The sequence below is a fragment of the Phycisphaerae bacterium genome, assembly GCA_019636475.1.
Lineage (GTDB): Bacteria > Planctomycetota > Phycisphaerae > UBA1845 > UTPLA1 > JADJRI01.
Genome location: JAHBXN010000001.1, coordinates 725892 through 750678 on the forward strand (window position 1 = coordinate 725892; position 24787 = coordinate 750678).

Annotated in this window: 19 protein-coding genes; 7 read left to right on the forward strand and 12 right to left on the reverse strand. The window is 57.6% G+C overall.

The annotated features are described in order from the left end of the window. Window positions 1–601 precede the first annotated feature (601 nt). Window positions 602–1900: an endonuclease/exonuclease/phosphatase family protein gene (locus KF841_02810; protein MBX3394279.1), complete on the reverse strand. Its 1299-nt coding sequence runs from the start codon at window positions 1898–1900 to the stop codon at window positions 602–604. Window positions 1901–2235: 335 nt separating this feature from the next. Between KF841_02810 and KF841_02815 the strand changes: the two genes are divergently transcribed. Then, window positions 2236–3633 (forward strand): AAA family ATPase, encoded by a 1398-nt coding sequence (locus KF841_02815; protein MBX3394280.1) that lies wholly within the window; start codon window positions 2236–2238, stop codon window positions 3631–3633. 141 nt (window positions 3634–3774) lie between these two features. On the opposite strand, the gene KF841_02820 is transcribed toward KF841_02815, so the two are convergent. After that, window positions 3775–4293 carry a rhodanese-like domain-containing protein gene (locus KF841_02820; GenBank protein ID MBX3394281.1) on the reverse strand — a complete coding sequence of 173 codons (519 nt, stop codon included), beginning with the start codon at window positions 4291–4293 and terminating at the stop codon, window positions 3775–3777. Window positions 4294–4584: 291 nt separating this feature from the next. Beyond that, window positions 4585–5496 (reverse strand): hypothetical protein, encoded by a 912-nt coding sequence (locus KF841_02825; GenBank protein MBX3394282.1) that lies wholly within the window; start codon window positions 5494–5496, stop codon window positions 4585–4587. Window positions 5497–6195: 699 nt separating this feature from the next. On the opposite strand from KF841_02825, the gene KF841_02830 reads away from it, so the two are divergent. After that, window positions 6196–6552, forward strand: a complete 357-nt coding sequence (locus KF841_02830) for a hypothetical protein (protein MBX3394283.1) — start codon at window positions 6196–6198, stop codon at window positions 6550–6552. A gap of 186 nt (window positions 6553–6738) precedes the next feature. Beyond that, the gene (locus KF841_02835) at window positions 6739–7308 is read left to right on the forward strand and encodes a hypothetical protein (protein MBX3394284.1); all 570 of its coding nucleotides are present in this window, start codon (window positions 6739–6741) and stop codon (window positions 7306–7308) included. Here the strand turns inward: KF841_02835 and KF841_02840 are convergent. The 8 genes from KF841_02840 to KF841_02875 form a co-directional block, all read right to left on the reverse strand. Further along, the gene (locus KF841_02840) at window positions 7239–10340 is read right to left on the reverse strand and encodes a DEAD/DEAH box helicase (protein MBX3394285.1); all 3102 of its coding nucleotides are present in this window, start codon (window positions 10338–10340) and stop codon (window positions 7239–7241) included. The two genes, KF841_02835 and KF841_02840, sit on opposite strands and share 70 nt — an antisense overlap. A 307-nt stretch (window positions 10341–10647) precedes the next feature. Further along, window positions 10648–11406 carry a DUF1837 domain-containing protein gene (locus tag KF841_02845; GenBank protein ID MBX3394286.1) on the reverse strand — a complete coding sequence of 253 codons (759 nt, stop codon included), beginning with the start codon at window positions 11404–11406 and terminating at the stop codon, window positions 10648–10650. Between the two features lie 26 nt (window positions 11407–11432). Continuing rightward, a complete protein-coding gene (locus tag KF841_02850; protein MBX3394287.1) occupies window positions 11433–14873 on the reverse strand; it encodes a type I restriction endonuclease subunit R in 3441 nt (1146 codons plus the stop codon). After that, on the reverse strand, window positions 14863–16023 hold the full coding sequence (locus KF841_02855; protein MBX3394288.1) for a restriction endonuclease subunit S: 1161 nt from the start codon (window positions 16021–16023) through the stop codon (window positions 14863–14865). The genes KF841_02850 and KF841_02855 overlap by 11 nt, the downstream gene beginning before the upstream one ends. Then, complete coding sequence (locus KF841_02860) at window positions 16020–18092, reverse strand: N-6 DNA methylase (protein MBX3394289.1); 2073 nt, start codon at window positions 18090–18092, stop codon at window positions 16020–16022. The genes KF841_02855 and KF841_02860 overlap by 4 nt, the downstream gene beginning before the upstream one ends. 3 nt (window positions 18093–18095) lie before the next feature. Further along, a complete protein-coding gene (locus tag KF841_02865) occupies window positions 18096–19046 on the reverse strand; it encodes a tyrosine-type recombinase/integrase (protein MBX3394290.1) in 951 nt (316 codons plus the stop codon). Window positions 19047–19267: 221 nt separating this feature from the next. After that, on the reverse strand, window positions 19268–20431 hold the full coding sequence (locus tag KF841_02870; GenBank protein ID MBX3394291.1) for an ImmA/IrrE family metallo-endopeptidase: 1164 nt from the start codon (window positions 20429–20431) through the stop codon (window positions 19268–19270). Beyond that, complete coding sequence (locus tag KF841_02875; GenBank protein MBX3394292.1) at window positions 20428–21051, reverse strand: hypothetical protein; 624 nt, start codon at window positions 21049–21051, stop codon at window positions 20428–20430. Before KF841_02875 ends, KF841_02870 begins: the two co-directional genes overlap by 4 nt. Window positions 21052–21248: 197 nt before the next feature. Between KF841_02875 and KF841_02880 the strand changes: the two genes are divergently transcribed. The 4 genes from KF841_02880 (at window position 21249) to KF841_02895 (ending at window position 24404) form a co-directional block, all read left to right on the forward strand. After that, window positions 21249–21488: a DUF2188 domain-containing protein gene (locus KF841_02880; GenBank protein ID MBX3394293.1), complete on the forward strand. Its 240-nt coding sequence runs from the start codon at window positions 21249–21251 to the stop codon at window positions 21486–21488. 240 nt (window positions 21489–21728) lie between these two features. Then, window positions 21729–22643: a nucleotidyltransferase gene (locus tag KF841_02885; protein ID MBX3394294.1), complete on the forward strand. Its 915-nt coding sequence runs from the start codon at window positions 21729–21731 to the stop codon at window positions 22641–22643. An 8-nt stretch (window positions 22644–22651) separates the two neighbouring features. Beyond that, window positions 22652–23200 carry a hypothetical protein gene (locus tag KF841_02890; GenBank protein ID MBX3394295.1) on the forward strand — a complete coding sequence of 183 codons (549 nt, stop codon included), beginning with the start codon at window positions 22652–22654 and terminating at the stop codon, window positions 23198–23200. 175 nt (window positions 23201–23375) lie between these two features. Then, window positions 23376–24404 (forward strand): hypothetical protein, encoded by a 1029-nt coding sequence (locus tag KF841_02895; GenBank protein ID MBX3394296.1) that lies wholly within the window; start codon window positions 23376–23378, stop codon window positions 24402–24404. 89 nt (window positions 24405–24493) lie between these two features. On the opposite strand, the gene KF841_02900 is transcribed toward KF841_02895, so the two are convergent. Beyond that, window positions 24494–24784, reverse strand: a complete 291-nt coding sequence (locus KF841_02900; GenBank protein MBX3394297.1) for a hypothetical protein — start codon at window positions 24782–24784, stop codon at window positions 24494–24496. Between the last annotated feature and the right edge of the window lie 3 nt (window positions 24785–24787).

The following is a 24787-nucleotide window of genomic DNA, read 5'->3' on the forward strand; positions in this document are numbered from 1 at the left end:
AGTCAAACACGTTCATTCAAGCGCCTCACAAATTCGTTCCCAGTACTCAAACTCGGGTTTTCAAGAGAATCTCGGAAACTCGAACGGCCGGGAACCTGCCGTATCTAACCACCGAGACCTCACTATCGCAACACCCTCGCGGGCGAAGACGATCAAGCCGAAGACCCTTGATTCAAGGGCGGAAGTTTAATAAGCCGTGCTTTTCGGTGTCAACATCTTTCGCTCGGAAGATTTCATATTTTTTCGGTTCGAAATCGTCGCTTCCCCAGTGGTCAACAGACTTTACGGACAAAGCCCTTTGCCGCCATCACCCTGACCGTTGCGTTGGCTGCCTCGCGCAGGCATCGGCGATGCATAAAGTTACATGCATCCTCTGAATTCCGGGCAAGCGTTATCAGACCCGTTAGTTCGTCCCTTTTTTCACAATCTTCTCGAAGTTGACTCCTATCCAGCACACAAGTCCTTTTCAGGCAAATAGTTTTATCGGAACAACTTCGCGAGGCGCTTCACGATTTCTCGACCCCGGATTGATGTCTCGATTGCGCCTGCCAACCAGGAACGCCATTCGTTAGGAACCTGTTAGTACCAAGCGGACTAAATCTCACTCGTCTCCCGATCTACCCTTCAAATTGAAGTCTGCCCGAACCGGGTAATGATCCGACGCAGCCTTTGCCGTTTCGCCATCGATGATTCGATATGACTTGGCCACATAATGCCTGGCCATCGCAGGCGACGCCAGAATGAAGTCGATCATGCTCAAATGTGGCGGCTTGTTGTAGGTCAAAGCCCCTTCCGGCAAATCCGATAGAAAGTCTTTGAGCATGCCCTCCCCGCTGCCGCGAATAAGCTTGATCGTCTGGCTATCCCAGCGATCATTGAAATCGCCGCAGATAACGAATCGCGAACCCGGATCGCTCTTCAACTGATCGTCCAGGATCTTTCGGACGGCCACGGCCTCAGCGTTTCGAATGCGGATGTCGTCGTCCCCGCCACAACATTTGAGATGTACAACAAACACATCGAAGCTCGGGGCGGCTGGAGGCTCCAACCGGACCTGAAGCAGGTCGCGCCGGAAGGTCATTTTCCCGCCTGAACCATCGCTGAACTCCACATGCCGATGCGAGGTCACCGGCCCCACCGGCAACCATGTGATGAGTGCGCAGTCGATCCCACGGGCATCGTTCCCCTCGATCAACACGACATTGCGATACCCGAGGTCGCCGATGTATCGCTTCACGAACGCTTCGAGGACACCGCGATGCTCCACCTCTTCCAGCGCGATGACGTCCGCATCAAGTGCCCGGATCGTGGCGGCCAGCTTCGAGAGCTGGGCCTCGGATTTCGGGTCGGTGGATTCGTCCTTGGTGTATGGATCGTCGTGGGCGTCAAAGAGATTTTCCACGTTGTAGCACGCGATTCGCACACTGCCGGTGAACTCGCGCTTCTTAACTGGAGGTCGCGGCACCGCCACGCGATCGGCCGGGATCGGCTCTTCCTTCTCGAAGACCGTGACCTGTCCGGGCTGCGTCACTTCAATCTGCGGCTTGCCGCGGTATTCGGTCACCGTGCCGAGAATTCGAACAAATTTGCCCGCGTACATCTCTTCGGGCGGTTTGGAAAAATTTTTGTAGTTCCTCTGGCGAACGATGGCCGTCACGGTGCGCTCGCGATCGAAATTCAGGAATGTGATCTGTCCGATACTCCGCGCCTGGACGATCCAGCCCTGAACGACAACCTCCTCGTCGATGAACTTGTGAGCATCCTTCCAGTCGATGATGCCGGGACCGCCGGCCGATGGAACGGCTGGCGGCGAGTCGTCAGCTCCAAAGGCAGCCGACAGAAACAGGAAGGCGGACGAGGCGAACAGGAGCGCGACGCTCCGTCGGACGGCGAATTTCATGCTTTTCTCCCTTAAGTCGTGATCGGTCCAGTGCGTGTTATACGACCTATTTGACCTGCCGTCGCAGAATCGGGCAAGGCGATATGCGAGCGCGTCGCGCCGATCTGAATCTGCCTGCCGCACGCCTTGAGAGCGAGCCCGACTCATTTTCCCGGACCCGATGAATGTCGCATCAAGCCAGCACGCTGTCGACCCGATCGAATGGCACGGGCCCGCGTCCCCGCGTTGAGAGTTCCGGGACGCCCGGTGGCGGCACCTCAGGACCTGCCGCGGCCGGTCGTTTTCCATAATAGAGTGAGGCCGCGCAGAGCCCGCACCACCCCAAGGAGTGCGAAATGACCACGAAGTCTCCGCCCAAGCCATTCAGTGTGGCATCGACGATGAACCCAGGCGCTACCATTGAGCAACCACCGACGCCGACCGCTGCGAGCGCGGACTCCGCGGCGACCTCGTCCTCAACGGTTTCGGCGCAGTGGTACCCGAAGCCGGTGAAGTCATTCGCCGATGCGGGCGTGGATACGGGGGTGGTCGAGGGCCTGATCCTGAAGTATCTCTCAGGCGTCGGCTCCGCGACTGGTGGAATGATCGCGAAGGAGCTGTGTCTGCCGGGAGAGCCCATTATTGAGTACCTGGCTCAACTAAAACACCAGCAGATCGTCGTTCACGTCGGCGCGGCCGCGATGGGCGACTTCACCTATCGACTCACGGACGCCGGCATGGACCGGGCGCGTCGGTACATGCAGGAATCGATGTACGTCGGGCCTGCACCGGTGCCGGTCGATCAGTACATCGCGGCGATGCGCGCCCAGACCATCACGAAATGTCACCCGAAACAAGATGACCTCAATCGGGCATTCTCCGATCTGCTGGTCAGCCATGAGATGTTTGAGATCCTCGGTCCGGCGATCAACAGCGGGCGAGGTATGTTTCTTTATGGCTATCCCGGAAACGGCAAGACGAGCATTGCAGAGCGCATTACGCGCTGTTTCGGGGACAGCATCTACATTCCGAAGTGTCTGATCTGCGACGGGTTCATCATCAAACTATTCGATGCAGCCAACCACACGGTTGTGGAACAACGAAGCGAGACGATCTTCAAGAAAGACAAGATCGACGATCGCTGGGTGCGGATCGCGCGCCCGACGATCATTGTCGGCGGCGAACTGACCATGGAGACGCTCGAAATCCAATACAACGAGACGAGCAAGGTCTGCGAGGCGCCCGTGCAGTTGAAGTCGAACTGCGGAACGCTCGTCATCGACGACTTCGGCCGTCAGCGCATGCGGCCGGTCGAGTTGCTGAATCGGTGGATCGTTCCGCTGGAGAAGCGCTTCGACTTTCTCACGATGCCGAACGGAAAGAAGCTTCAGGTGCCGTTTGACCAGTTGATTATCTTTTCGACCAACCTGGAACCGAAAGATCTATGCGACGACGCCTTTCTCCGGCGTATTCCGTACAAGATCAACGTGCCGGACCCGACCGAATCGCAATATCGACAGTTGTATGAATTCGTCGCGCCGGGGCTGGGATTCAAGATCGATGACGAAGCAAGGTCCGCGATTGACTACCTCGTGGACACCTACTACAAGAAGACCGGCCGCCCATTCCGCTGCTGCCAGCCGCGCGACCTCATGCTCCAGGTGAAGAACCGGTGTTTGTACACAGGCAGAGACATGTCACTGACACCGGAGATGTTCGACTATGCGGCATCGGTGTATTTCACGGTGATGTGACACGCGGCAACAGAATGGCACCTCCATGTCAACGTCCGCGGCGGAGGCCCCGAACGCATCGCCATCAACTTCGCTTTCTGTCGGCCTTCGAGCAACCTGGGACGCGGCCTCTTCGCCCGCCGGCACCCCGGCTGCGCTCTGCTATTGCAGATCTTTCGCTGACGCGAGAAGCTGCCAACCGGGCTTGTACACACGCATATTTCGGTAGCCAAGCTGTTTGAGGTACTCGTACACCATGTCGCCGGATTCGCAGGAGGCGCCGGAACAGTAGATGATGACGAGTTGTTCCGGTGGAACATTCCGCGACACTTCCGGCAGATATTCGTCCATGCGACCAGCCGGAAAATTGATGGCGCCGCGGACGTGCCCTTTGGCAAAGTCTTCGGGGCTGCGTGCATCGATCAAAACGGCCGACATGTCCTGGACGTGCAGTCGAATCTCTTCAAGCGAGATGTCATGGCGAACGTCGTGCCGATCGGAGACATGCGACACCTCCGGCGAACGGAGTCGATTGGACGTACCGACGGCAACATGATCCTTTCCATGGACCTCGTCTGCCGGGGCGTTGGTTTCGGTCTCGCGGACGTGGTCCCGGCTGGTGCACCCGTACATTGACAAGATGACCGCCGCAGAAAGCAGAAGCTTGATTGAACTGGTCATGAAAGCCCTCCTGTCTCCTGTACTGTGCCTTCGCCGACTCAACTGATCGCAGTTCCACGGATGCGGGCATGCCTTCCGGGACAGGCTGATTTCCGACGCATCCGTGCAATGACGCCATTCGCCGAAACGCCACGAATGCACTGAGGCCGTTCGCGGCGAAACGAGCAAACGGACTGAATGTCGGCCCCTGCTCCCAGAGCGGAGGCATTGGCACCTTCGCCCCGGGAGTCGAGCGGGCTTCATGACAGAGGCGCGCGTGTTTCGAGCGCCTGTCAGGAAACAAGAATTCGGCTACTGCACGACGACGCCGAGTTGCTTGAGAGTCTCATAGGTGAGGGCGCCCACGCCAAGTCGGTTCTTGGTCTGGAAGTCCTTTATCGCAACCCAGTCCTGTTCCGTGAGAAGTCCGTTCATCGGACCGGCTTTGTAGCCCTTGGCAATCAGCGCACTCTTCACTTCGTTGATCTTGGCGGCGGTTGCGTTGGTCTCGCAAATCACCTTCCGCCATTCCATTCGGCCGCCTTCGCAGACGATGGTCTTTTCGACGTTGGTGTACTCCGCCGGGATCGTGACTCGCCGCGTGCTGGCGGGCGTCTTCACAACCTGGCGCCGCACCGTGGTGTATTCCGCAGGAATCGGAATCTCACGCACAGTCGCAGGCTTAGAAGTGTACTCAATCTGCACCGTCTTCTTGACGGGTGGGCTCTTCACCAGGCAGAACACATCTCCGACCGACTCGTTGGTAGATGTGTGGCAGGCGTCGCCGGTTTGATGGTGCCAATCGACATGTCCCGGATCGACTTCAATCACGCAGTCGCGAGTTGCATACTGCTCGGGGACGACCTCCAGTTCACAGGATGCGGCCTTCACGAGGACGCGTTCCTCGACCCACTCATACTGTGCTGGAATGACTTCGAGGCGTTGGGACGCCTCTTTAATGCAGACGCGTTCCGAGACGGTCTTGGTCCTCGGCGGGATGAAAACCTTGGCGAAGCACTCACCCGGCGATGCCGTTGAGGGCAGGTCCGAGGACGCCATTGCGGGTCTTTCGGATGGGCCGCACGGCGTTTCACAGGGAGTACTGACAGTCTTGACCGTCGAGACACACGCCTTGGTTCTTCCACATTCGCAGCCCGCCTGGACTGCGAGCAGCGCGCTGCAGGCCAGTGCAGCGCAGGCCAGCTTCAAAGCTCTGGGTAACATGGTTCAGCTCCTTAATGAGTAGGGCACAATCGGCGTCCGCCATGGCCCGCTCAGTTCGATTCATCCTCCAGTGACACAGGTTTCATCCATGACCTACGAACTACCGGATAAATAGATCAATCTCATGTTCACCTCCAATCTTTGTATGAATTCGATAGACGGTTCCGAGCAAACGACATCGCAATGAACACGGATATCACGAGGCTCGTGCAGAAGAATCGCTGATTACACGGCATACGAATTACGCTCCTACAGCCGTAAGATTCGTGAGAAGCATGTTCCGTTGATTTCGAATGTACCCGTCGGCATTTAGCTGCAATTTCGGGACCAAACGCACGACAGCGTCAGTCGCGAGGAGGGGGTGCTTACCTCGAGCGACGCAAATGACTGTCGTCAAGCCTGTTGCCTTCATATCCGACCTGCGAATCCGGAATGAACGGCGCAAATCACTTCAATCGACTGCCGACTTTCTTGCGGAGTGGATCACAGCGCAAATTGACACAGCGGCATCAGACTCCCAGATTAGAACCGGTTTCAAAATTCTCTCGCGCACAAGCTGCGTGAGGCGGATGTGCTGATCGCGCAGGGTCGAACGGTGACGCAGGCGAGCAAGCAGACTGGAGCAAGAAGGCGCCGGAGCTTCGGTTCCTTCAGGCGACTGGGTTCGGCATCGTGTGCGCGAACTCGTGGGAAGGCGTGATGCTCACAAAAACGGCCTCGCACTTCGCACGGCTCGCGGAAGACAAGGGCAAGCCGCTGGTTTACATCGATTACCTGGAGGCCGCTCCGTGGAACTGGCGCGTACAGCCGCTTGGGCTGGAAAGACGGTACAAAGGCGTTGGCTCAATCCTGTTCAGGGAGGCTGTTAAGCAGAGCTTTGACGAGGGTTTTCACGGACGAGTGGGCCTCCACGCCCTGCCGCAAGCGGACACGTATTACGAGAAGGTGTGCGGGATGACGGCCGTTGGCCGCGATCCGAAAAAGCAAAACCTTTTGTACTTCGAGTTCTCGCGCGGGCGAGCCCAGAAGTTTCTGGATGATGGAGGTGCGACGTGACCACAAATATGAAACATGACGGCCGTCCGAGCCGCGAGTGGTTGCGGCGGATGGCGGATGCTGAGGATCGCTGCGAATCGGTCGCCGTGGGCGGCCTGGCGGCCGACGTCGGAATGTTCGAAGGTGGCGCGCCTTCGGAGTCGCCGCGTGTCTTTGGTCGGCTGATCGAATTTGCGAGACGCTCGCATGGATTGTCGGTGGAAGACCTGGCGAAAAGGGCGGATGTCGAGCTGGCAGAGCTGCTCTCGGTGGAAGGCCGAAGGGGTGGCCAGCGTGCAGTACGTTCGATGCGGTCGTTTCTTCGTGCTTATCGCCACGAAGGGACGCCACGAGTTCTTTGAGGCGGAGCCGAACATCGCCGATGTGCGGCGGCGGCCGATTCGTTTCGCCGGGTACTCCATCTCCTATCGTCGCGGCGTGGACCGGCGGTTCCATGTCTCGGTGCGAATCGCCCCGGACGAGTATTTGAGGCTCAAGGGCTATCTGGTGGGCCTTGCGGTCCATCGGTCGGCGCAGCGACTGATGGCCGAGTTCCAGCGGGTGCCCTTCGAGCCGTATGCTCCCGTGAGGCGGCAGCTTCTTAACATCCTGCGAGCGGTGAATCGGGTGCGGCGGGAGGCGGGATTCGAGCAAGTGCCGCTTTCGGCGTTGAGGCTTAGGAGGCGAATTGTGCGGACATTCGTGTCTCAGTCGGAGATCCAAGGTGGCGGTCTTGAAAGCCCATACATCGACACGTCCACAGCCTGCGAATCGTGACTTACCGTTCCAAAACAATGATCACTATGAACGCTCACCGGATACGTTGCATCTCCGACTCGCATGAAAGACGCGTCAAGCACACTCGCGCCCCCTGACTCAGGCGTACGCACGAGGCGCACTACGGACCCGGGAGCCAATGTAGTTGTCCTCCACGTCACTTGCACTGATTCGTCGATCTGTTGCCACCACGCATGCTCGTGATGCTCAAATCGACGCACGAACGCTGTCCACGCAGCTAGGTCTGCTGCATCACTCCAATCAAGGTCAGCGATCTCACCGCTACGAATAGTCGCGATCCACATTCCGAGGTCCGTGAGATCGGAAAATACTTGCCCTGTTTTTCTAGCGGCTTGGTACGCCAAACGGCGTGAGTTCAGACCCGCCTGCAAGAACAGGGCGGCCTGACGATCGGGAACTCCATACGTTAAGAACAAGGCCAACATACCGCCCGGAACCTCGTCGGAGCCCGTAATGTGATGAAGGTGGACGCGTGCCGCCTCAACTCCCCACACGAGGCGATAGACAACGTCATTCTGAATGAAGCCCATTGCGTCCGGGTCATGATATTCGCTCATTGGTGCCCCCGTGATCCAATGAGACAGGCACTGCTCCCAGTTGGTAACGAGCTCCTCAGGAGCAAATGGCTTGATTTCAAACAGTACCTTAGCAATAGCAATAATGGCCTGAAGTCCTTGCTCGACGTTGTCCTCTCCAAATGCCTCCTCGGCGGATTGCAGAAGCGAGGCCAACGCGCTGGCGTGATCGTCGATGGCCTTTCCCGCTTCAAATCCCACTCCGGCAGCAAAGAACCCGCGGCGTCGATTGATATCGGTTCTAGACCACAGCCACTGCGCGCGCCCGCGAATAACCGCTTCATGGATCCGTTTGAGAGCCGGATCAGTGCGACGGAGACGGCGTTGCCAATAGGAACTCTGAAGGCACTGGTCTACGTAATTGCCTAGTTGGTCGATCGGCATTTCAAGAGCGTCAACAATCCCCAGAATTGCTGTATCCAGCTCATTAAGCGCAAGCGCAAGCCCCGTGGGATAGGTATCTTCGGAACCAGTTGCCGATACAGTCCACGAGCTCTGCTGGTTAAGGACATATTCAACCAATGTGTCGTCAGTCAGGCTGAGCCTCTCCCGCAGCACGCGCACTATCAACTCGATAAGCAACCGCACTCCGCTCTCTAATTGTCGCTGCCCCGCGGCTTCAATGAGGGATAAGAACTCTCGCGCTCGCTGACGCGCCTTATTCGCCGCACCCTCCAGAATCGGCAAAACGTAAATGCCGTCCAAATCGACAAAGGCGCGCCCGACACGGCCAATCACGTTCGCAAATTCTTTGGCGGGGATAAGTGAACGGTTGCGCCACAGTGAACGGAATATCAATACGCTAAAGCACAAATCTAGTCCCTGAGCCAGCGTCGGGGATGAAATGCACACACTGAGGACTTTCTGCTTTAGAAGCGTTTCAACTTCGCTCAAGAATGGTCTTGGTAAGGAACCGTGATGGACAGCGATCCCGAGAGAAAGACTACGCACGGCCGGGTGAGTCGCACCAAGCCATTCGTGGCCGACGCGTAGCGCATCTGCGATCAGCGATGTATGCCCGGCTGACAACGCCGTCGTGAAATACCCTTGTTCGTGGGCTTTCAGGAACGCCTGTGCGGTCGCCTCGACCGAGGACTTAATCGGGCAGTATACGAGCACCGATTGGCCGCGTTTGAGGAAGGCGGTCGTGGCGGCAACAATGAGCTCTTGCACTTCCGCTGGAAAGGATCGTTTCCTTCGCCCCTTCGGTTGCTCCGGTTCGACGAAGCGTGGCACAAACGGAGTTTCGCCCTCTACGCTTAGCTCAAGCCTACCCCCAGAACTATGCCATTGCAGAGTGCCCGGACGCTGTCGTGTCGGACGCCACGTAGACCGCACCGCTGCTCCCGGCGCATCGGCACGAATCCACGTTGTAAAATCGTCGAAGGCATCACCATCTGCGAATACTGCGGATAGGCACACGAGCCGTCGTTGGGCGGCGTCGCTTCGGCGGAGCAACCGTTGAACCAACATTTCATAGCGAATCTCACGCTCGCTCAAGCCAATCATATGGCCTTCGTCGAGCACTATTAGGCCTACATCGTTAATAATCGTCGGTTCCTGCCGAATCGCAAAGTCGAGCTTTTCCGGCGTGGCGACGACGACCTTCCCGGATTTGAGAGTGTCAAGATCAGCAACCGCCACTCCGCTGGCCCCATACACCGATGAAACGGAAAACCCAAGCGGACAAAATGTCCGAGCTAAGCCACTTTCGACTTGTGCTGACAACGCGCGAAGCGGGGTAACATAAACAACGCGCTGGTTGTTTGCGAGAGTCCTGAGAATGCAAAGTTCAGCGATTCGGGTCTTACCAGCACTAGTAGGAAGCGCCACGACGAGATCGTCAGCGGTATCGATCACGCGACTCGCGGCGTCTAGCTGCGACGGCCATAGGTCGATTTCGGCAATCGGACGAGCACTCATAAGCTGAATGAACCTGCTTCGTAACACCGGCCAATCGTCAGGCCCACCGTCAACCGGCACGACTACATGAAGTGAATGGTGCCACAGATCATCAAAAAGGTGCTTCGCGACGAAGAAGGACCACCAGAGCGGTACGTGGCAGGCTTCCGCCGCTTCAGCTAGCCCTCGCTCGATAAGGCCAGCAGCCGTTTGCAAGAGACGAAGGTCGCCAACCATGAGTGCCGCTTCAAAGGCCCCCGTAGCCTTGTGAAACGTGCGCGTCAGTGCGATCGCCAGTGCATCATCGACAGTGAACGCTTCGTGCTCCTGAAGTCGTTGTGCAATTCCGGCGTCGGAGTTGTCAACCGCGTTTAGCCAGGAGGAGCTACGTTGACGAAGCGATGCAACGTCACGTCGCATTAGATGTACGAGCGATCGTTCATAGGACGCGAGATTTAGCTGTGCCAAATCTCCCGCGAATAGACTGAACGCGCGGGCGGTGTAACCGCCGATATGAAACGCTGCGGCAGCCATCGTCAAGTGAAACCCGCGCTCCACGTCCGCTGCACCATGCCGAACGGCTGACTCGATAGCTTCAGCAGCCGCGTAGAGCCCTTGCCGAACTGCAGGAGCGTCTCGCTCCGAGTGTCGTAGGCGCAGGGCTAATGAAAGGCACTGAAAGCCATGATCCAGCAAATCCGTTGATAGTTCTGTGCTAAATGCCGGGGCGTCTGGAGGAAGCAGACCATCCCGCCAAATCAGCCCGCGAGCTAGCCCCCGCGCAATGAGACGCTCGCGATATCCTGGCTGAATGAGCTCTTGGATCTGAGCCCTGATTTCACTAGCGGGCTGTGGCATCGAGATCCTCGAAGGTGGCCTTTATGAAATCCTGATGCCGTTCTACCACGCAGCCCACGACGTGACGACGGATTGCCCCACGCTTTACTTGAGCGTGCTTCCTTAGATGTGCTGCTGCGTCGTTTCCCGAGAATGTAAACACAAGGTGCTCAAGCGCACCCTTGCGCGGTGGCCTTCGTTGAAGGCCCTCAAAGATCGCGGCCTCAGCATCCCGTGCCTGTTCGCGAAGTCGAGCAGAAATGAAGGCGAGCGAACTCGGGTTCGGTCGTCCGGAGTGCTTCTCCAGGCCTTCGATGGCCTCCGTAATCACAGATTCGCCGAGCGTGGCGCGACTCTTAGACTCGGCCTTCAATATCGCGAAGTGCTCGGAACGTTTGCACAGCGCTATTACGTCATTGCCTCGCATGGTGGTCTCGCGATCGTCCTTCCATCGAAGTCGTTTGATCGGTACCGTAAACTCCGTGCATTGGTCGATGTACTCGCTTGCCAATATTTCGCCGAGATCGCCAGACCTCGTGCGCGTGCCCGTCGGAATCTTGTTTCGAATGAACGCCGCTGTTTCAGGAAGGTCTCCCATTCGCTCTATCAGTGCGAGGCCTACAAGATGATCCAAGGCTGCGGACCGTAGCGCCGCTCTGACCGCCTCTGTCGCCCCCTTCTTTTCGCGCATGACGACGAAGTCGGGCAGCTTTGGTTCTGGCTGCTGTCGATCCATCCACTCGCGAAAAAAATGCTTGGCCATGAGCACCTATTAGAACATGGCGTCCGCTAAGCGGCCGCCGGGGCGAAGGGCGTCCCGGTAGCACTGCGTTGCCACACGTAACCATAAACTCGCTTCGCTGCCTGCTCCTTATCCTGCATCGTGTAAGGCGGCTCCGGCAACGAGTCGATTAACCGATCGAGGATGAATACCTCGACCTCGGCCTGCGTCTTCGTGTTCGCCGTCCAGTGCTCCATGTCCTTCAGGATGCCGAGAAGGGAAGCGAGCAAGTCTCGGCTCGCCACCTTCAATCGCTCTCGGTCCTTTTTCCCGATGTCGTCGCGATAGAGCAAGTCGAATAACGCGAGCTCGTCCTCCGACAGGCCTTCACGAACGGCCCGCTGCTGTTCGGCGTCCAAGTTCTGGGCGAGATCAAGCAATCGAGCAAAGGTGTCTTCCACCGTTGCCCGGTCCTTCTCGCGGTTGTAGTCCGCGATGATCTCCTGGTACTTGCGGTAATAGTCCATACGTTGCGGGTTACGGGCCAGCATTGCTTGGAGCTTGGCTTCGATAAGGGTGCGAATGTCCTGGATGGCAGTCTGCGGTCGCGTGGCACGCCGTGCAAACTCCGCACGAAGGCGTTCGAAATTGACCTTGCTCAAATCAACGGTCAACCCCTCCGCCTGATCGCCCCCGAGGCCGTGAGCGGCAATGGCCGCGTTCACGATTCGATGCAGTTCTTTGAGCAGGCTCGTCACGTCGGCCGTATCGCGACGCTCTTCCAACTTCTTGTAGATAGCCTCGATGTTGTCGTGCCGCTCAACGTATTGAAAGACCGATGGCTCCATCACGAGCGCCTTGAACCGGATGAACACCTGCCGAGCCATGATTTCGTAACGCCGCTTCGCTGCATCGGATGAGTAAAGCGCCTCAACGGCGTCATGCATTGCCTCGATCCGGGTAAACCCCGTCGCGCCGCGAAGACGGCTGATGTCGAATCCGAGCCCGGCCAAGTGCTGCTCAGTCGTTTCAATCGCTTCCAGTAGCGAAGCGAGCAATTCCTCGATCGGAGCGACGATGCCGCCGCCTGTTCCATCGCCTCCTGGTCCAGCTGCGCCGCCGCCGCCGCCGGTCCCGTCTTCATCACCAAGAGCGTATTGAGCAAGGGCCTCTCGAAGGCTTTTCAGCATCCCGTTGTAATCGACGATGACGCCGCAGGCCTTGCCGGGGTACACGCGATTTGCACGGGCGATTGCCTGCATCAACGTATGAGCCTTCATCGGCTTGTCGATGTAAAGGGTCGAAAGGCACTCCACGTCGAAGCCGGTAAGCCACATGGCGCAGACAATGGCGACTCGGAAGGGGTGCTCAGGGTCTTTGAAGGCGTCCTCGACGCCGGTCCGCTTGCCGTCCGCCGTCTCGAATCCGAGTTTGTGTGTGCTGCGGTGCGGCCGGATGTCGAAGCCCCACTTGGCGAAATCTCTGACTTCGTTCTGTCCCTCACTGACGATGATTTCGATGAGCGTCGATTTCATCCACCCGATGCGGCCCTCAAGCGCCGCCACGTCCTTGGCCAGCTTCTCTCGCTGGTCGGCGTCCGCGGTCGCCGCCAACGTCGCGTGTCCGGCAGCCAGCGTCGCTTCAAGCTCGACAGTCCGCTGCTGCCAACGCGGAATGATCCGCTGATACATGCGGGCGCACGTCACCTTGTCGATGCACACGAGCATCGACTTGCCCGATTCCCAACGTGCAGAGCAGTGCTCCACAAAGTCGTCGGCGATTTTGTCAAGCCGGTCGTCGGCCGTGATGACCTCGTAGTCCTTGCCGAGCAACTTCTCCAAGAGCGCAGTTTGGTCAGGGTCTAAGTCAGCCTGCTCAATCTTCTCCGCAATTTCGTCATTCAATGCGAGGCGCGTAAGTCCGAGCTTCTCGCCTCGGTTCTCGTATATGAGCTTGACGGTCGATCCATCCTGCCGCGATCGCTCGAAGTCGTATCGCGAAACGTACTTCCCGAAGATCCGGCGGGTGAGGTGGTCGTACTTGAAGAGCGGGGTGCCCGTGAAGCCGATGAACGCTGCGTTTGGCAACGCGAGTCGCATATTGCGGGCGAGACGACCGGATTGCGTCCGGTGAGCCTCGTCGGAAATCACAATGATGTCGTCCCGTGGGCTGTACGGCGTCTCAGGCGTCACGTCCTGATTGAATTTGTGAATGAGGCTGAAAATGTATCGGTGATCCTCCTTGAGCAGCCGCTTGAGGTCCTCGCCTGTGCTGGCTCGCGGCGTCTTCTCATTGACTGCGTCGCATCCACGGAATGAACGGTAAATCTGGTCGTCCAAGTCCTCCCGGTCTGTCATGATGACGAACGTAAAATTACCGGCCAGCGTCCGGCGGACTTTCTCGGCGAAGAAAATCATCGAATAAGACTTGCCGCTTCCCTGTGTGTGCCAGAAGACTCCCAATCGCCCCAAGTCGGGATGTGCTCGCTCGATGATCGCGAGTTCTCGCGGACCTGTGTTTGCGACTGGTACCAACGCGTGCTCAGCATCCGGAATCGGTTCGACGGGCTTGGGCTCAACCAATGCGACCCGATACTTTTGCCGCTCGTCGGGCGGAAACTGCTTTTTCAATTCCTCCTGGTACTGGACGGATTCGACGGCGTTGTTTACGCCGATGACCTGGTGATTGCGGGCGACGACCTTCCGCGTCGCTCCGGGCTTGCTCTCATCGAACAGCACGAAGTTCTCAACGATGTCGAGTAGGCGGTCTTTGGCGAGCATGCCGTCTAGCAGCCGCTTTGCATCAAGCCCGCCCCTGTCCTTCTCGTCCTGCCGCTTCCATTCGTGGAAGTGCTCCCATGGGCTGGTGATCGAACCGTAGCGAGCCTTATCGCCGTTGCTGACGACAAGAAATGCGTTGTGGTGGAATACGTGCGGAATCGTGTCAAAGTAATCGCTCAGGTTGCCGTCGTACCCGGCCCGGATGTTTACGTACACGGCCTTCAATTCTATGAACACGAGCGGCAGTCCATTTACGAAACAAACGATATCAGCTCGACGGTTGTAGTGGGGAACACGAAGGCCCTGAATCTTCAGTTCGCGCACGGCCACAAAGCGATTGCTCTCGGGATTACTGAAGTCGATCAGTCGCGCCCGCGTATCGCGAAGCTGCCCGCTCTCGTCGCGGTAGGTGACGGGCACACCGTCACGAATCCAAACGTAGAATTCGCGATTGTGCTGCACCATCGATCGCGAAAAATCGTGGCGCGTGAGCTTGGCGATGGCATCTTCGATGGAGGTCGGGGGCAAGGTCGGATTCAGCCGGGAGATCGCATCGCGAATGTCACGCACGAGCACGGTGTCACGTTCGCTTGCCCGGCCGAGCGTTCCGGTCACGCCGAAGGTTTCCTCGTTCCAAGCGTAAATGCTCTCCCAGTGGTGCTGGTCGTGGAGGTACTCCGCGACAGTCTTCTGCACGAGGCGGTCTTCACTGTTAATGTCAGTGAACATCCGAAGCCGCCTCTTTTACCGTGATTTCGCTGCTCATGAGGCGGGGCAACAAGAGGTCGCGAGCCTCGCGCAGCTTCGAATTCAATTCATCGAGTATTGCGAGTTGCGTGTGAATCGGTGAGACAGCATCAAGGAAGGCATCTCGTATCTGCCGTGCTGGACACAGAAGTGGACGGCTGTATGCAAAGTCACGATTCAGACCGGGCACTGCTACGTCCGTGCTAATAAACTGCATCTGCTTAATCGCGTAGTAGAGATACAGATCGCTAGTGTCAGGAGCGATGAAATATACCGTATCGATTGGAAAGAAGGGTATTGGCGACCAGTAAACGCTCCCGACGTTTCCCTTCCGACCTACCACGATTCCGGGACCATTAACTAGCGGCTTCTCGTGCGTTCCGACGATTCCACTCGACCCAAACACGGGAAACGGGCCTTCAATTCGGTCATCCGCCTTCAGGGCTTTTCCGTAGTTCAGCGTAATCCGCTGACCGAGTGGCACGCGTTCCCAACCGGTCGGAACGCCTTCCACGGCGCGGACGTGCTCATGGCCGGGATAGCGAAGTCGGACAAACCACTCGTGATAAAGCAGCTGCGCGGCTTCCTCCAATAGCGTCATTCGGCGACGACTGTTTGTTATCAAGTCATCATACGTGTTTAGCACTGCCGACACCTCCACCTGAATGTCCGGCGGTGGAGCCGGAACAGAGATGTGGCGGAGAATCGTCTGATTCAAATTGCAGATGTTTGTGCCGGCACCTTGAAGAGACAATCTGCGACGAAATTCTGGTGAGCGGAAAAAATGAGCATAGAAATGCGGAACGGATGAACAATCAGTAAAGCGCGCGCGGATTGCAAAAGCGGAAAACGCAATTGGCTCTGGGGGCTCGTTTATTAGCAGACTCCGACCAACAAGCTCGCGGTTACCATTGGATCGGACAAAGACAATGTCGCCGTGCCTTAGGATATCATCATCATCCACTAGGCCTGCAGGATCAATCTCGTCGAGCGTATCATACTCGGGTTGTGCGAATGACTGAAAATCCTTGACGTTGATTACCTTAATGCCGCGACCAAAGTTCGCTTTGGTATAATTCAGGCCGTTGCGAAATGTCGCGAGCTCTCCAAGTGGTTTCGTGGGCCAACTCATATCCCAAGCCCCTCCAAGTTCCTCTGAATTGCAAGGGCTAGTGTCGCTGCCTCCTCGTTCAGGTCGGCAAGTTCAGTGTGAATGCCACGGATCGCCTCTTCAAAATCAAAGTCCTTGTCCACTTCAGGTGGTGCAACTCCAACAAATCGCCCCGGCGTCAGGCTCCAATCAGCGGCCTCGAAGTCCGCGCGGGTGACGATCCGGCATAGCCCCGGCACGGCCGCGAACTTCGCATCCGGAAAGCGGGAGACGAGCCAATGCGCCTGCCGCTCGAAATACACCGTCTGTTTCAACTGTTCCACGAGTTCGCGGCGTCGAGCATCGAGGTCTTTCTCCAGCCGGCCGATTGCACGGCCGTCCCAATTCTCATGCTCTCGTGCTTGTCCGTTCTTCTCGGCCGCGTCCACGAGCCTCTTTGAGACTTTGCACACAAGGTCAACGTCCCTAACGAGTTCGCGGCAGGCCGTGGCCAGGTCATCAAGCTCGGCCAGCCGCCGCTTCTGTGCGGCGAACTCTGTCTTGCAAGGCTTCCGCCAATCCTTAGCTATGCGTTTCGCCCATTCGTCGAGCGAGTCAAAGCACGCTTTGGCGGCGGTATCGCGTTCGCCCGCAAGGCCGCAGAGCGGCGAATCGTTCGTAAGGGACCTAAGAAACGTCGCAGTCGCATCGACGAGTGCGGCGTAGGCGTCGCGGAAGGAGTTCGCTGGTTCTGCGATGGACGCGGCTTCTGAAATCGTATGGTCGAGGTAGCGCTGAACCAGCGCGGTGAATCGATCTGATTGACCACGATAGAGCCAGACGATAGCCGTGAGGTTCGTGAGTTGCTCGGGGGAAAAGTCGTATATCTTCCGCGTGACCTTTCGGTAGATGTTCCGCGCATCGATCATGAGTACCTGGCCGCGGCGCTCGGCGGGCTTGCCCTTGTCGAAGTGCCAGAGCTCGCATGGAACCGTGCGGGTGTAAAAGAAGTTCGGGCGAATCGAAATCATCACGTCCACGTCGCTCGTTTCGATAATCTTCTTGCGAACTTCGGCCTCGCCATGGCCGGCACCGGAGGCCTGCGATGACATGACGAAGCCCGCTCGACCTTTATCGTTCAGGTAGCTCCAGAAATAAGAGATCCACAGATAGTTGCCGTTGCTGACCTTCTTTTCCTTGTTCACACCGGGCAGGCCGAATGGTAGCCGCTTCGTATCCGGCTTCACGCGTTCGGCATCGACCATGTCGACGTTGAACGGGGGATTGGCCATGACGAAGTCGGCCTTGCCGGCGAGCGTGTGTTCGTCTTGATAGAAGGTGTTGGCCTCGCGGATGTCGCCCTCTAGGCCATGAACCGCAAGGTTCATCTTTGCGAGTTTGATCGTGGTAGCGGTTTTCTCTTGGCCGAAAAACCGCACGCGCTTGGCGGTGTCCTGACCGAGCTTCTCGATGAAATGACTCGACTGCACGAACATGCCGCCGGAGCCGCATGCGGGATCGAAGACTATCCCGTGGTCCGGCTCGATAACATTGACGATGGTCTGAACAAGGGAAGGGGGCGTGAAGAACTCGCCATTATCCTGTGCCCCCTGCATTGCGAACTTCATAAGGAAGTACTCGTAGATGCGGCCAAACACGTCGCCGCTCGCGTTGCGAAGCGCGTCGCGGTTAAAGATCTTGAGCAGATCTTCAAGCACGGTTCGCTCGAAGATCGTGTAGTCCTTGGGCAGAACGCCCGCGAGCGGTTCGTAGGTTTCTTCGATCGCGTTCATCGCCGCGATAAGCGACTCGCCGATGTCTGTGCCCTTGGGTAACGAGAGGATGTTCTCGTAGCGGGCCAGCTCCGGCAGCCACATAGCCCGCCGCTTGATGTAATCGGCCACGATGGGCTTTCGCTTCGGCATTCGTCCCGCGGCCTGGTCGTCTTGAATCTGCTTCGTTGCAGCGTCAAACCGATTCGCTGCATGGCGAAGGAAAATCACGCCGAGAACCGGCATGCAATACTCGGACGAGGTGAGTTTCGAGTTGGCGCGGAGTTGGTCCGCTGCTTCCCAAAGGTCGCCTTCGAGCTTTTCGATATCGTGCATCATGGTCTAAATTGAAATTCGTTCGACAATGTTCCGAGTCACTTGTTTCTTGCGGCGGTCGTATAACCGAGTCGTTCGCGGATCAGAATGGCCCGCTAGGTACTGAACATCCTCCAGCGGCACGCCTTGATCAAGCAGGTCGGTGATCGTCGTGGCGCGAAAGGAATGACACGTCAATCGATCTGCTGGCAATCCGGCGGCTTGTAGCCGTCTTTTCACCATCCTGAGCACGTCATTTTCGCTCATGCCGTTTTCCCCTAACTTCCCGGTTCGACCGACTGCGGAGCGGAAGAGGGGAGACTCTCCGTCGTGAATCGTGCCGACTGCATTGAGATATTCGCGAACGAAGCCGTCCAGGTCGTGACGGGCAGGGATGTCCCGTATCTTGCCGCCTTTCTCGTCGAACCGAAACACCGACTGACGACCGTCGGCGTAGAAATCTCGCCGACGCAACTTAGCGACGGCTCCCGCACGAACGGCAGTGTAAATCATGACTGCGATGATGGCGCGGTCTCGAAGCCCGATGACGGTGCGGGTGTCGATCCCGGCGAGCAACTCGCGAGCCTGCTTCACGCTCAGGGCAGGCGTTTTGCCCTCGGTCATGCTGTGCTTCGGCCCGCGAACGGACAACGCGGGATTCAAAACGATCGCGTGACGCTCCACGAGCTTGTCGAAGAATTTGCGGATGCCCGCCAAGTGGAGCTTCTTGGTCGGCTTCGACGCCGCTTTGAATCGCTCTGCCTCGTTGCGGCGTGTCTTGACCTGGGCCTGAAGCCGCTTGAGATAATCGCTCACGATGCCGGGCGTCACTTCCGGCAACGCGACGCCGATGGATTCGCAATGCTGAAGGAACCGATGCACTGCGTGCCGGTACGCTCGCTCCGTGTGCGAGTTTTCTTCTCCGGCGAAGAACTCGTCATACGCGAACCGGGCGTTGCTCCCAGCGAGGTGGACCAAAGCCGGTGGCTCCGGTCGGCTGCCAGTAACGCGAGGCGGGGAATCGAGTTTCAAAAGGTCCGTGCTCATGGTCTTCGGCCGAGAGTGAAGCCGCTAGAACGGCTTCTCAGGAGCGGCGTCCCGCCCCTCCTGGTAGTGCATGATAACATCCTTTATCATGCATTATGGCCACAGGCAAGGGGGCTGATTCCCATCGCCGCCAGCCAAGTCAGAATTCGCCGTTACCACTCCCGAGCCGTCGAGAATCTGCCGCCCTGAGGAAAGAGAACAGTCAGCGAGCCGTGTTCGCCAAGCGAAATTGCCTGCTCCGTCAAAATGTCGTTTCGCGTACTTCCGTGTTGAATGAAGGGGAACCAAGCTGCCGCTGTCGTACCTTGCTCGATGGGCTGTCCAACACCTGCCTCGCCTGCGAGCACTCGGCCAGTCGCAGAATCTCGCGGCACGAGATCCGTTTGTTCAATCGTCTTTCTTATGCCGGCCGCGTACGCCGCGTCCGAGAGCCACTTCCATCCGAAGCCATCGGGGTTCCACTTGAGGACGACGACTGGTGCCAGATTCGCAGAGACATAGCGAATGGCTGCACTTGTTAGCGACGTTCCAAAATGGTCGGCAATCCCTCGCATGGCAGGAAGTCCCGGCGAGAATCTCATCGCTCGGTCCTTAAGCTGGCTAAGCGGCATCAACAACGCTGATGCAAAGTGGTCCGCCTCACGCTCAAACATAAGGTCACTCGTGAAGTCGGAGTGTGACGGGTGCGGATGTCCGCCGCGAATCAACCGAGCTCGGTGGTGGTCAAGGAAGTAGTGCCCGAGTTCATGAGCAACAGAAAAACGCGTACGCGGATGATGGCCCTTCTGGGGCCACGTGGCGTCATACTTGGAGTTCACGAGCATCACAAACTCGCGACTTACTTTGTCAAACTCCAGTTGCCCATCGAAGCGATTTCCGAAGTCTTTCGCTTGAACGTGGAGTATTGGAGTCTCACTTTCAGCGATTGCGAAGGGGTCGATTGGAGGGCTTAAGCCCATATTCACCACGATGTCCTGAGCCGCCGTCTCTGCTCGTTCGCACCGTCGGCGAACCTCCTCCCATCTCTCAGGTGGAACATCTTTCGTAGTGCCGGCACGATTCCGATTGAAAACAAACTCACTGGCTTCAGCGGTTGGCACGTCAGCGAGCCACACGTAATCTGGAGCGAGCAACGGCTCGGGCATCTCTCCTCTGACTGCTTGGTCCACGATTCGCTGCACGACGGCTCGTGTCATCGGAATGCCCTTGGCCTTCCGCATCAATGCCTCGGCCTCTTTTGCCGTCGGTGGATTGAAACCGAGTGCTTCGCGAAGTTTCGCCTCAAGCTCACTCTGTTTTTTCTCGCTGTCGCTCATGGTTTATTCCACATTGAGTCCGCCGAGTACCCCTTCCGAGTCAAGCACTTTTCAAGGGCGGCATGAGCCTTGTTGCGATAGGAATAAACACGCTCCTTCGCAATGCCTAGCTTCTTTGCCAATACCGCCGCCTCCATCGGGCCACCTCCCAACGCTTGGTCTGCTTCAATAATTGCCCGCTGTAATTCCCCGAGCGACTCGATGCACTCCAATAGGTCCGCCCGTGCTCGCGGAGCCAGGGTTCTTGATCCATTGTCGTCGCTCGCCTGCGAGGCCGGTTCCGGGAAGGTCTCGTCGTCGAGCGACAACGCTGGCTTACCACCGATGCGGCGTATGAAGTCCCGTGCCGAACTAAATGCGATGGTGTAAAACCAGCCGTCCATTTCCGCTCTGTCTGGGTCAAAGTGATTCGCGGCTCGCCGGGCTTTCATGGCAGCTAGAACAAGAACATTGTCGATGTCGTCTTCGTTGAGCACCCTTCGGAACGTACCGAGCAAGACTTCCCTGGTTCGAGGGCCATAGAGCTCCAGCAGTCGCAACAGGGCGTCGTTGCTGCCCTCGGCAATCGCCAAGGCCAGTTCGAGCTGCTCATCGACGCTGAGTGCGACCTGTTCGGCCATCACCGCCAAATCCATTGAACATACGCACGCCCCTCACCTGCGAAAATTCGGCTGGCGGCCAGGTGAGGTGCCTGCGTATCGATAATGAGGGCCGCCTCGGTCCTCTGACGTTACCCGGTTTTGAGCCGGAGCCAAGCGGTTTCCGGCCGGTCAGGCCCGCCGAACTCGGGCCAGGCAAAGCGATTGGAGCATGCAGAATGGCAAACAGCAAGAATTACAGCGTGGGCCCGCACGACGATGGCTGGCAGGTGAAGCGTGACGGTGCCGGCCGGGCCTCATCGGTCCACGATACTAAGGCGGATGCCGTCAGGGCCGGAAAGGAGCTCGCCAAAGTGAGCGGCGGCGAACTTCGTATCAAGGGCCAGAACGGGCGGATTCAGAACAGCAACACGTACGGGCCGCATGACCCCAACCCGCCGAAGGATACGAAGCATTGAACCGCATGTCAGTGTGGCCAAGCGTCCACGAGCTCTCGCCTTCGGATAGAAGCCCGAACGCGGCCACACGCGGTCGAACACTGACGAAGCGAAGGATGCGTCATGCCGCGGGTGAGGTCGATGCGTACTTGGCTACGGATATTCGCGCTCGGGCCCGCTGTCATTCGAGTCGGAATGCCGGGCTGAAAAGACACGGTGTCAGGAGTGCCTGTAACAGGAATTTTTGTTAGGATAATGTTCATGTTCAACCAAGCGGCGTTTTCATCGCAACGGCAGGGTATTACGGTGAGCCAACGCTTCGACAGATTTCTGTCAAACCTCCGGCTTACCGAAGACCAGCGACAGGACGGTATTACGAAGCACGGGGGCGTCCGTTCCTGTCTGAACGAACACTATTGGGGCACGACATCGACCACGGCAAACAGCATGCTAGTCGGCTCGTGGGGAAAGAACACGGAAATACGGCCACCACGAGACATCGACGTGCTTTTTTGTCTGCCCAAGTCGGTCTATGACCGTTTTCAGACGCGGCCGGGCAACAAACAGTCTCAGTTGCTCCAGGAGGTGAAGGACGTGCTCACCCGCCGATACGGGAGCACGACGATGCGAGGAGACGGTCAGGTGGTCGTCGTCAAGTTCGCCTCATACGCCGTCGAGGTAGTGCCGGCCTTCACACTCACAAGTGGCCAGTATTGGATTTGCAATACACACAACGGCGGCAGCTATCAGACTATCGACCCTGCGGCTGAGATTGAGCACGTTCGCGAGTCGAACAGTGCGACAAGCGGTAACAGTCGTGACCTGATTCGCATGCTGAAGTGCTGGCAGTGGAATTGCAGTGTGCCGCTAAAGTCGTTTTGGCTCGAACTGCTTGCGGTCGATTTCCTGCGGACTTGGGAACATCGCGGGAAGAGTACGACCTATTATGACTGGATGGTGCGGGACTTCTTGCGGTGGCTTGTTGGCAAGGCTTGGAGCTATGTCTACGTGCCCGGCACAGGGGAGATAATCTCCATTGGCGACGCCTGGAAGAGCAGAGCGGAGACTGCCCGTGACCGTGCCGTGAGAGCCTGCGACCTCGAAGCTGCAGACAAGGTGTATGATGCTGGTGTCGAGTGGCAGAAGATTTTCGGAACCCAGATTCCGGTTTCGTGAGCAAGCAGATGGGAAACAAAACGGCAGACTTGGTGACGGAGTGCAAGCGGCAAGTCGAGAATTGCCTTTACACGTCAACTGCATTTTTCATCTGGCTCCGACTGCTTCGATACACTCGACTATTCTTCGTCGTCACCCCTCTAGTGCTCGGGTCGGTTGCGTCCTGGAAGCTGCTTACCCAATCCGACCTTCAAGCGGTGAAGCTTGTCGTGAGTCTATGTGCGTTCTTTGCGGGCCTGCTCCCGACGGTTTACGCGGCCCTGAAGTTCGACGACACGCTCGAACACGTAAAAAGGGCGGCCGCGGATTTCAAGAATCTGCAGGACCGCTTTCGGCAGGTGGCAATCATCTCCTCGAAGAAGTCTTTTGCTGACTTTGAGGCGGACTTCAATGCCGTAATGGCTCGAATGGAATCCGCTCGTTCGCCAAGCTTAACAACGCCGGAGGTCATTTTCAGGTGGGCACAACGCAAAGTGAAGTCCGGTGATTACACCTTTGACGTAGACTTGGAGACTGCGGGCAATGAAGATGCCGAGCGTCAGAACAGTTCTTCATGATGAACGCAACGCCGTGATTTACGACGTGCTCGCTTGTCGTTATCTGACGGAACGCGAGCTCCTGTGTGCCGTTCGGACGTTTCAGTCTCAAAAGGCTCACCGGCGGGTGAAGCGGGGCAGCACTGTGCAAATCGTGACCATCATCGGACACAGGGACTAGGTGCGGAGAACACGGATGTTTGACGATATCATTCGCGAACTAAAGCGATTGGAGCAACCGCGGCGGGTCAGCATCAATGTGGCCCTTGATGATAAAGGCTACTACGACCGCGAGTGCCCGAATTCGGAGTGCGGCGGCCATTTCAAGGTGCTCTTCGATGATTGGCGTGACAAGGTCCGCGATGAGCAAGTGTTCTGCCCGTTTTGCAGGCACGAAGATGAATCGGGAGCCTGGAACACACCCGAGCAACAGCGATACATTGAGCAGGTGGCCCACGCCGAAATGAGTCGGCTACTCAACGGTGCTCTGTCGCGGGCCGTTAGTCGAACTCGGCCACGGCACTTCGGCGGCGGGCTTCTACGCCTTTCGATGAGCCTGAGTTACAAGCCGGGCAGCATCCCGGCGGTCTTTCCCGTTTCGGCCCGTGAAGAGCTCCGTCAGGACTTTACGTGCGAAGCATGCGGATGTCGTTACGCATCGCTCGGAGCGTCGTTCTTCTGTCCGGCGTGCGGGCACAACTCCGCCGCATCCTGCTTCGACAATACGCTTGAAACGGTTCGAAAAACGGTGGCAGCCTTTGCCGGTATCCGAAGTGCAATCGAGCAAGAGGCAAACGCCGATGCGGCAGCCGATGCGGCAGCCGACGCGATTCGGCAGGTCCTTGAAGACCAGTTTCCCCGGCTCGTGGGTGCATTCGAACGGCTAAACGAAGCTCTTTTTGCGAAGCTCCCCAATGAATCGCAGTTTATCCGGAAGGGCAACGTCTTTCAGCGTCTCGACGATGCCGCGACTTTGTGGATGCAGGCGACGGGCAAGGGCTATGGGGATTTTCTCGACGCCGGCGAGCTGCAGCGGCTCAAGCTCCTGTTTCAGCGACGGCACGTGCTTTCGCATCGTCAGGGTATCGTTGACCAGGCCTATCTCGACAAATCCGGCGACCGGACCTATGCAGTCGGCCAACGACTCGTATTTCGTGATGCGGACGTGCTTGAACTGATAGACCTGCTTGCAAGAGTGGCTGCTGGCCTCCGTTCACTCATCTGAGAGTAGTCGCGGTTTGGAGCCTGAGCGACGTTCATTTGGCCGCTTCGTGGAGTCAGAGAAGCACGACCGCCTTCCTGCCGGACGCCGCCCTAACGTGGTTCGATATTGAGTCCGGCCCGATGTGCGAGCATTTGAACGGCGTCTTCGCGATGGATGCGGTTGAAGCTCCGCACAAAGTCGATGACGTTGCCGGCTGCACCGCAAGCAAGGCAGCGGAACTCTTGGCGGTAGGGGCTGACGCCAAGGGAGTAGGTCATGTCGTGATGAAACGGGCAGCGAGCAATCCACTCGTCTCCGAGCGGCGACACGGCCGTCTTCTCGTGAATCACTTCAACGATATCGATAGCCCGTACGATGCGGCACTCGATGTCATCAACCATTTG

Coding starts and splice junctions, on each gene's coding strand:
- KF841_02870 (MBX3394291.1), bottom strand. CDS start 20,431: ATGAGCGACAGCGAGAAAAAACAGAGTGAGCTTGAGGCGAAACTTCGC.
- KF841_02820 (MBX3394281.1), bottom strand. CDS start 4,293: ATGACCAGTTCAATCAAGCTTCTGCTTTCTGCGGCGGTCATCTTGTCA.
- KF841_02880 (MBX3394293.1), top strand. CDS start 21,249: ATGGCAAACAGCAAGAATTACAGCGTGGGCCCGCACGACGATGGCTGG.
- KF841_02860 (MBX3394289.1), bottom strand. CDS start 18,092: ATGATGCACGATATCGAAAAGCTCGAAGGCGACCTTTGGGAAGCAGCG.
- KF841_02835 (MBX3394284.1), top strand. CDS start 6,739: ATGGATTGTCGGTGGAAGACCTGGCGAAAAGGGCGGATGTCGAGCTGG.
- KF841_02830 (MBX3394283.1), top strand. CDS start 6,196: ATGCTCACAAAAACGGCCTCGCACTTCGCACGGCTCGCGGAAGACAAG.
- KF841_02895 (MBX3394296.1), top strand. CDS start 23,376: ATGTTTGACGATATCATTCGCGAACTAAAGCGATTGGAGCAACCGCGG.
- KF841_02885 (MBX3394294.1), top strand. CDS start 21,729: ATGTTCAACCAAGCGGCGTTTTCATCGCAACGGCAGGGTATTACGGTG.
- KF841_02890 (MBX3394295.1), top strand. CDS start 22,652: ATGGGAAACAAAACGGCAGACTTGGTGACGGAGTGCAAGCGGCAAGTC.
- KF841_02815 (MBX3394280.1), top strand. CDS start 2,236: ATGACCACGAAGTCTCCGCCCAAGCCATTCAGTGTGGCATCGACGATG.
- KF841_02845 (MBX3394286.1), bottom strand. CDS start 11,406: ATGGCCAAGCATTTTTTTCGCGAGTGGATGGATCGACAGCAGCCAGAA.
- KF841_02855 (MBX3394288.1), bottom strand. CDS start 16,023: ATGAGTTGGCCCACGAAACCACTTGGAGAGCTCGCGACATTTCGCAAC.
- KF841_02875 (MBX3394292.1), bottom strand. CDS start 21,051: ATGGCCGAACAGGTCGCACTCAGCGTCGATGAGCAGCTCGAACTGGCC.
- KF841_02840 (MBX3394285.1), bottom strand. CDS start 10,340: ATGGCTGCCGCAGCGTTTCATATCGGCGGTTACACCGCCCGCGCGTTC.
- KF841_02810 (MBX3394279.1), bottom strand. CDS start 1,900: ATGAAATTCGCCGTCCGACGGAGCGTCGCGCTCCTGTTCGCCTCGTCC.
- KF841_02825 (MBX3394282.1), bottom strand. CDS start 5,496: ATGTTACCCAGAGCTTTGAAGCTGGCCTGCGCTGCACTGGCCTGCAGC.
- KF841_02900 (MBX3394297.1), bottom strand. CDS start 24,784: ATGGTTGATGACATCGAGTGCCGCATCGTACGGGCTATCGATATCGTT.
- KF841_02850 (MBX3394287.1), bottom strand. CDS start 14,873: ATGTTCACTGACATTAACAGTGAAGACCGCCTCGTGCAGAAGACTGTC.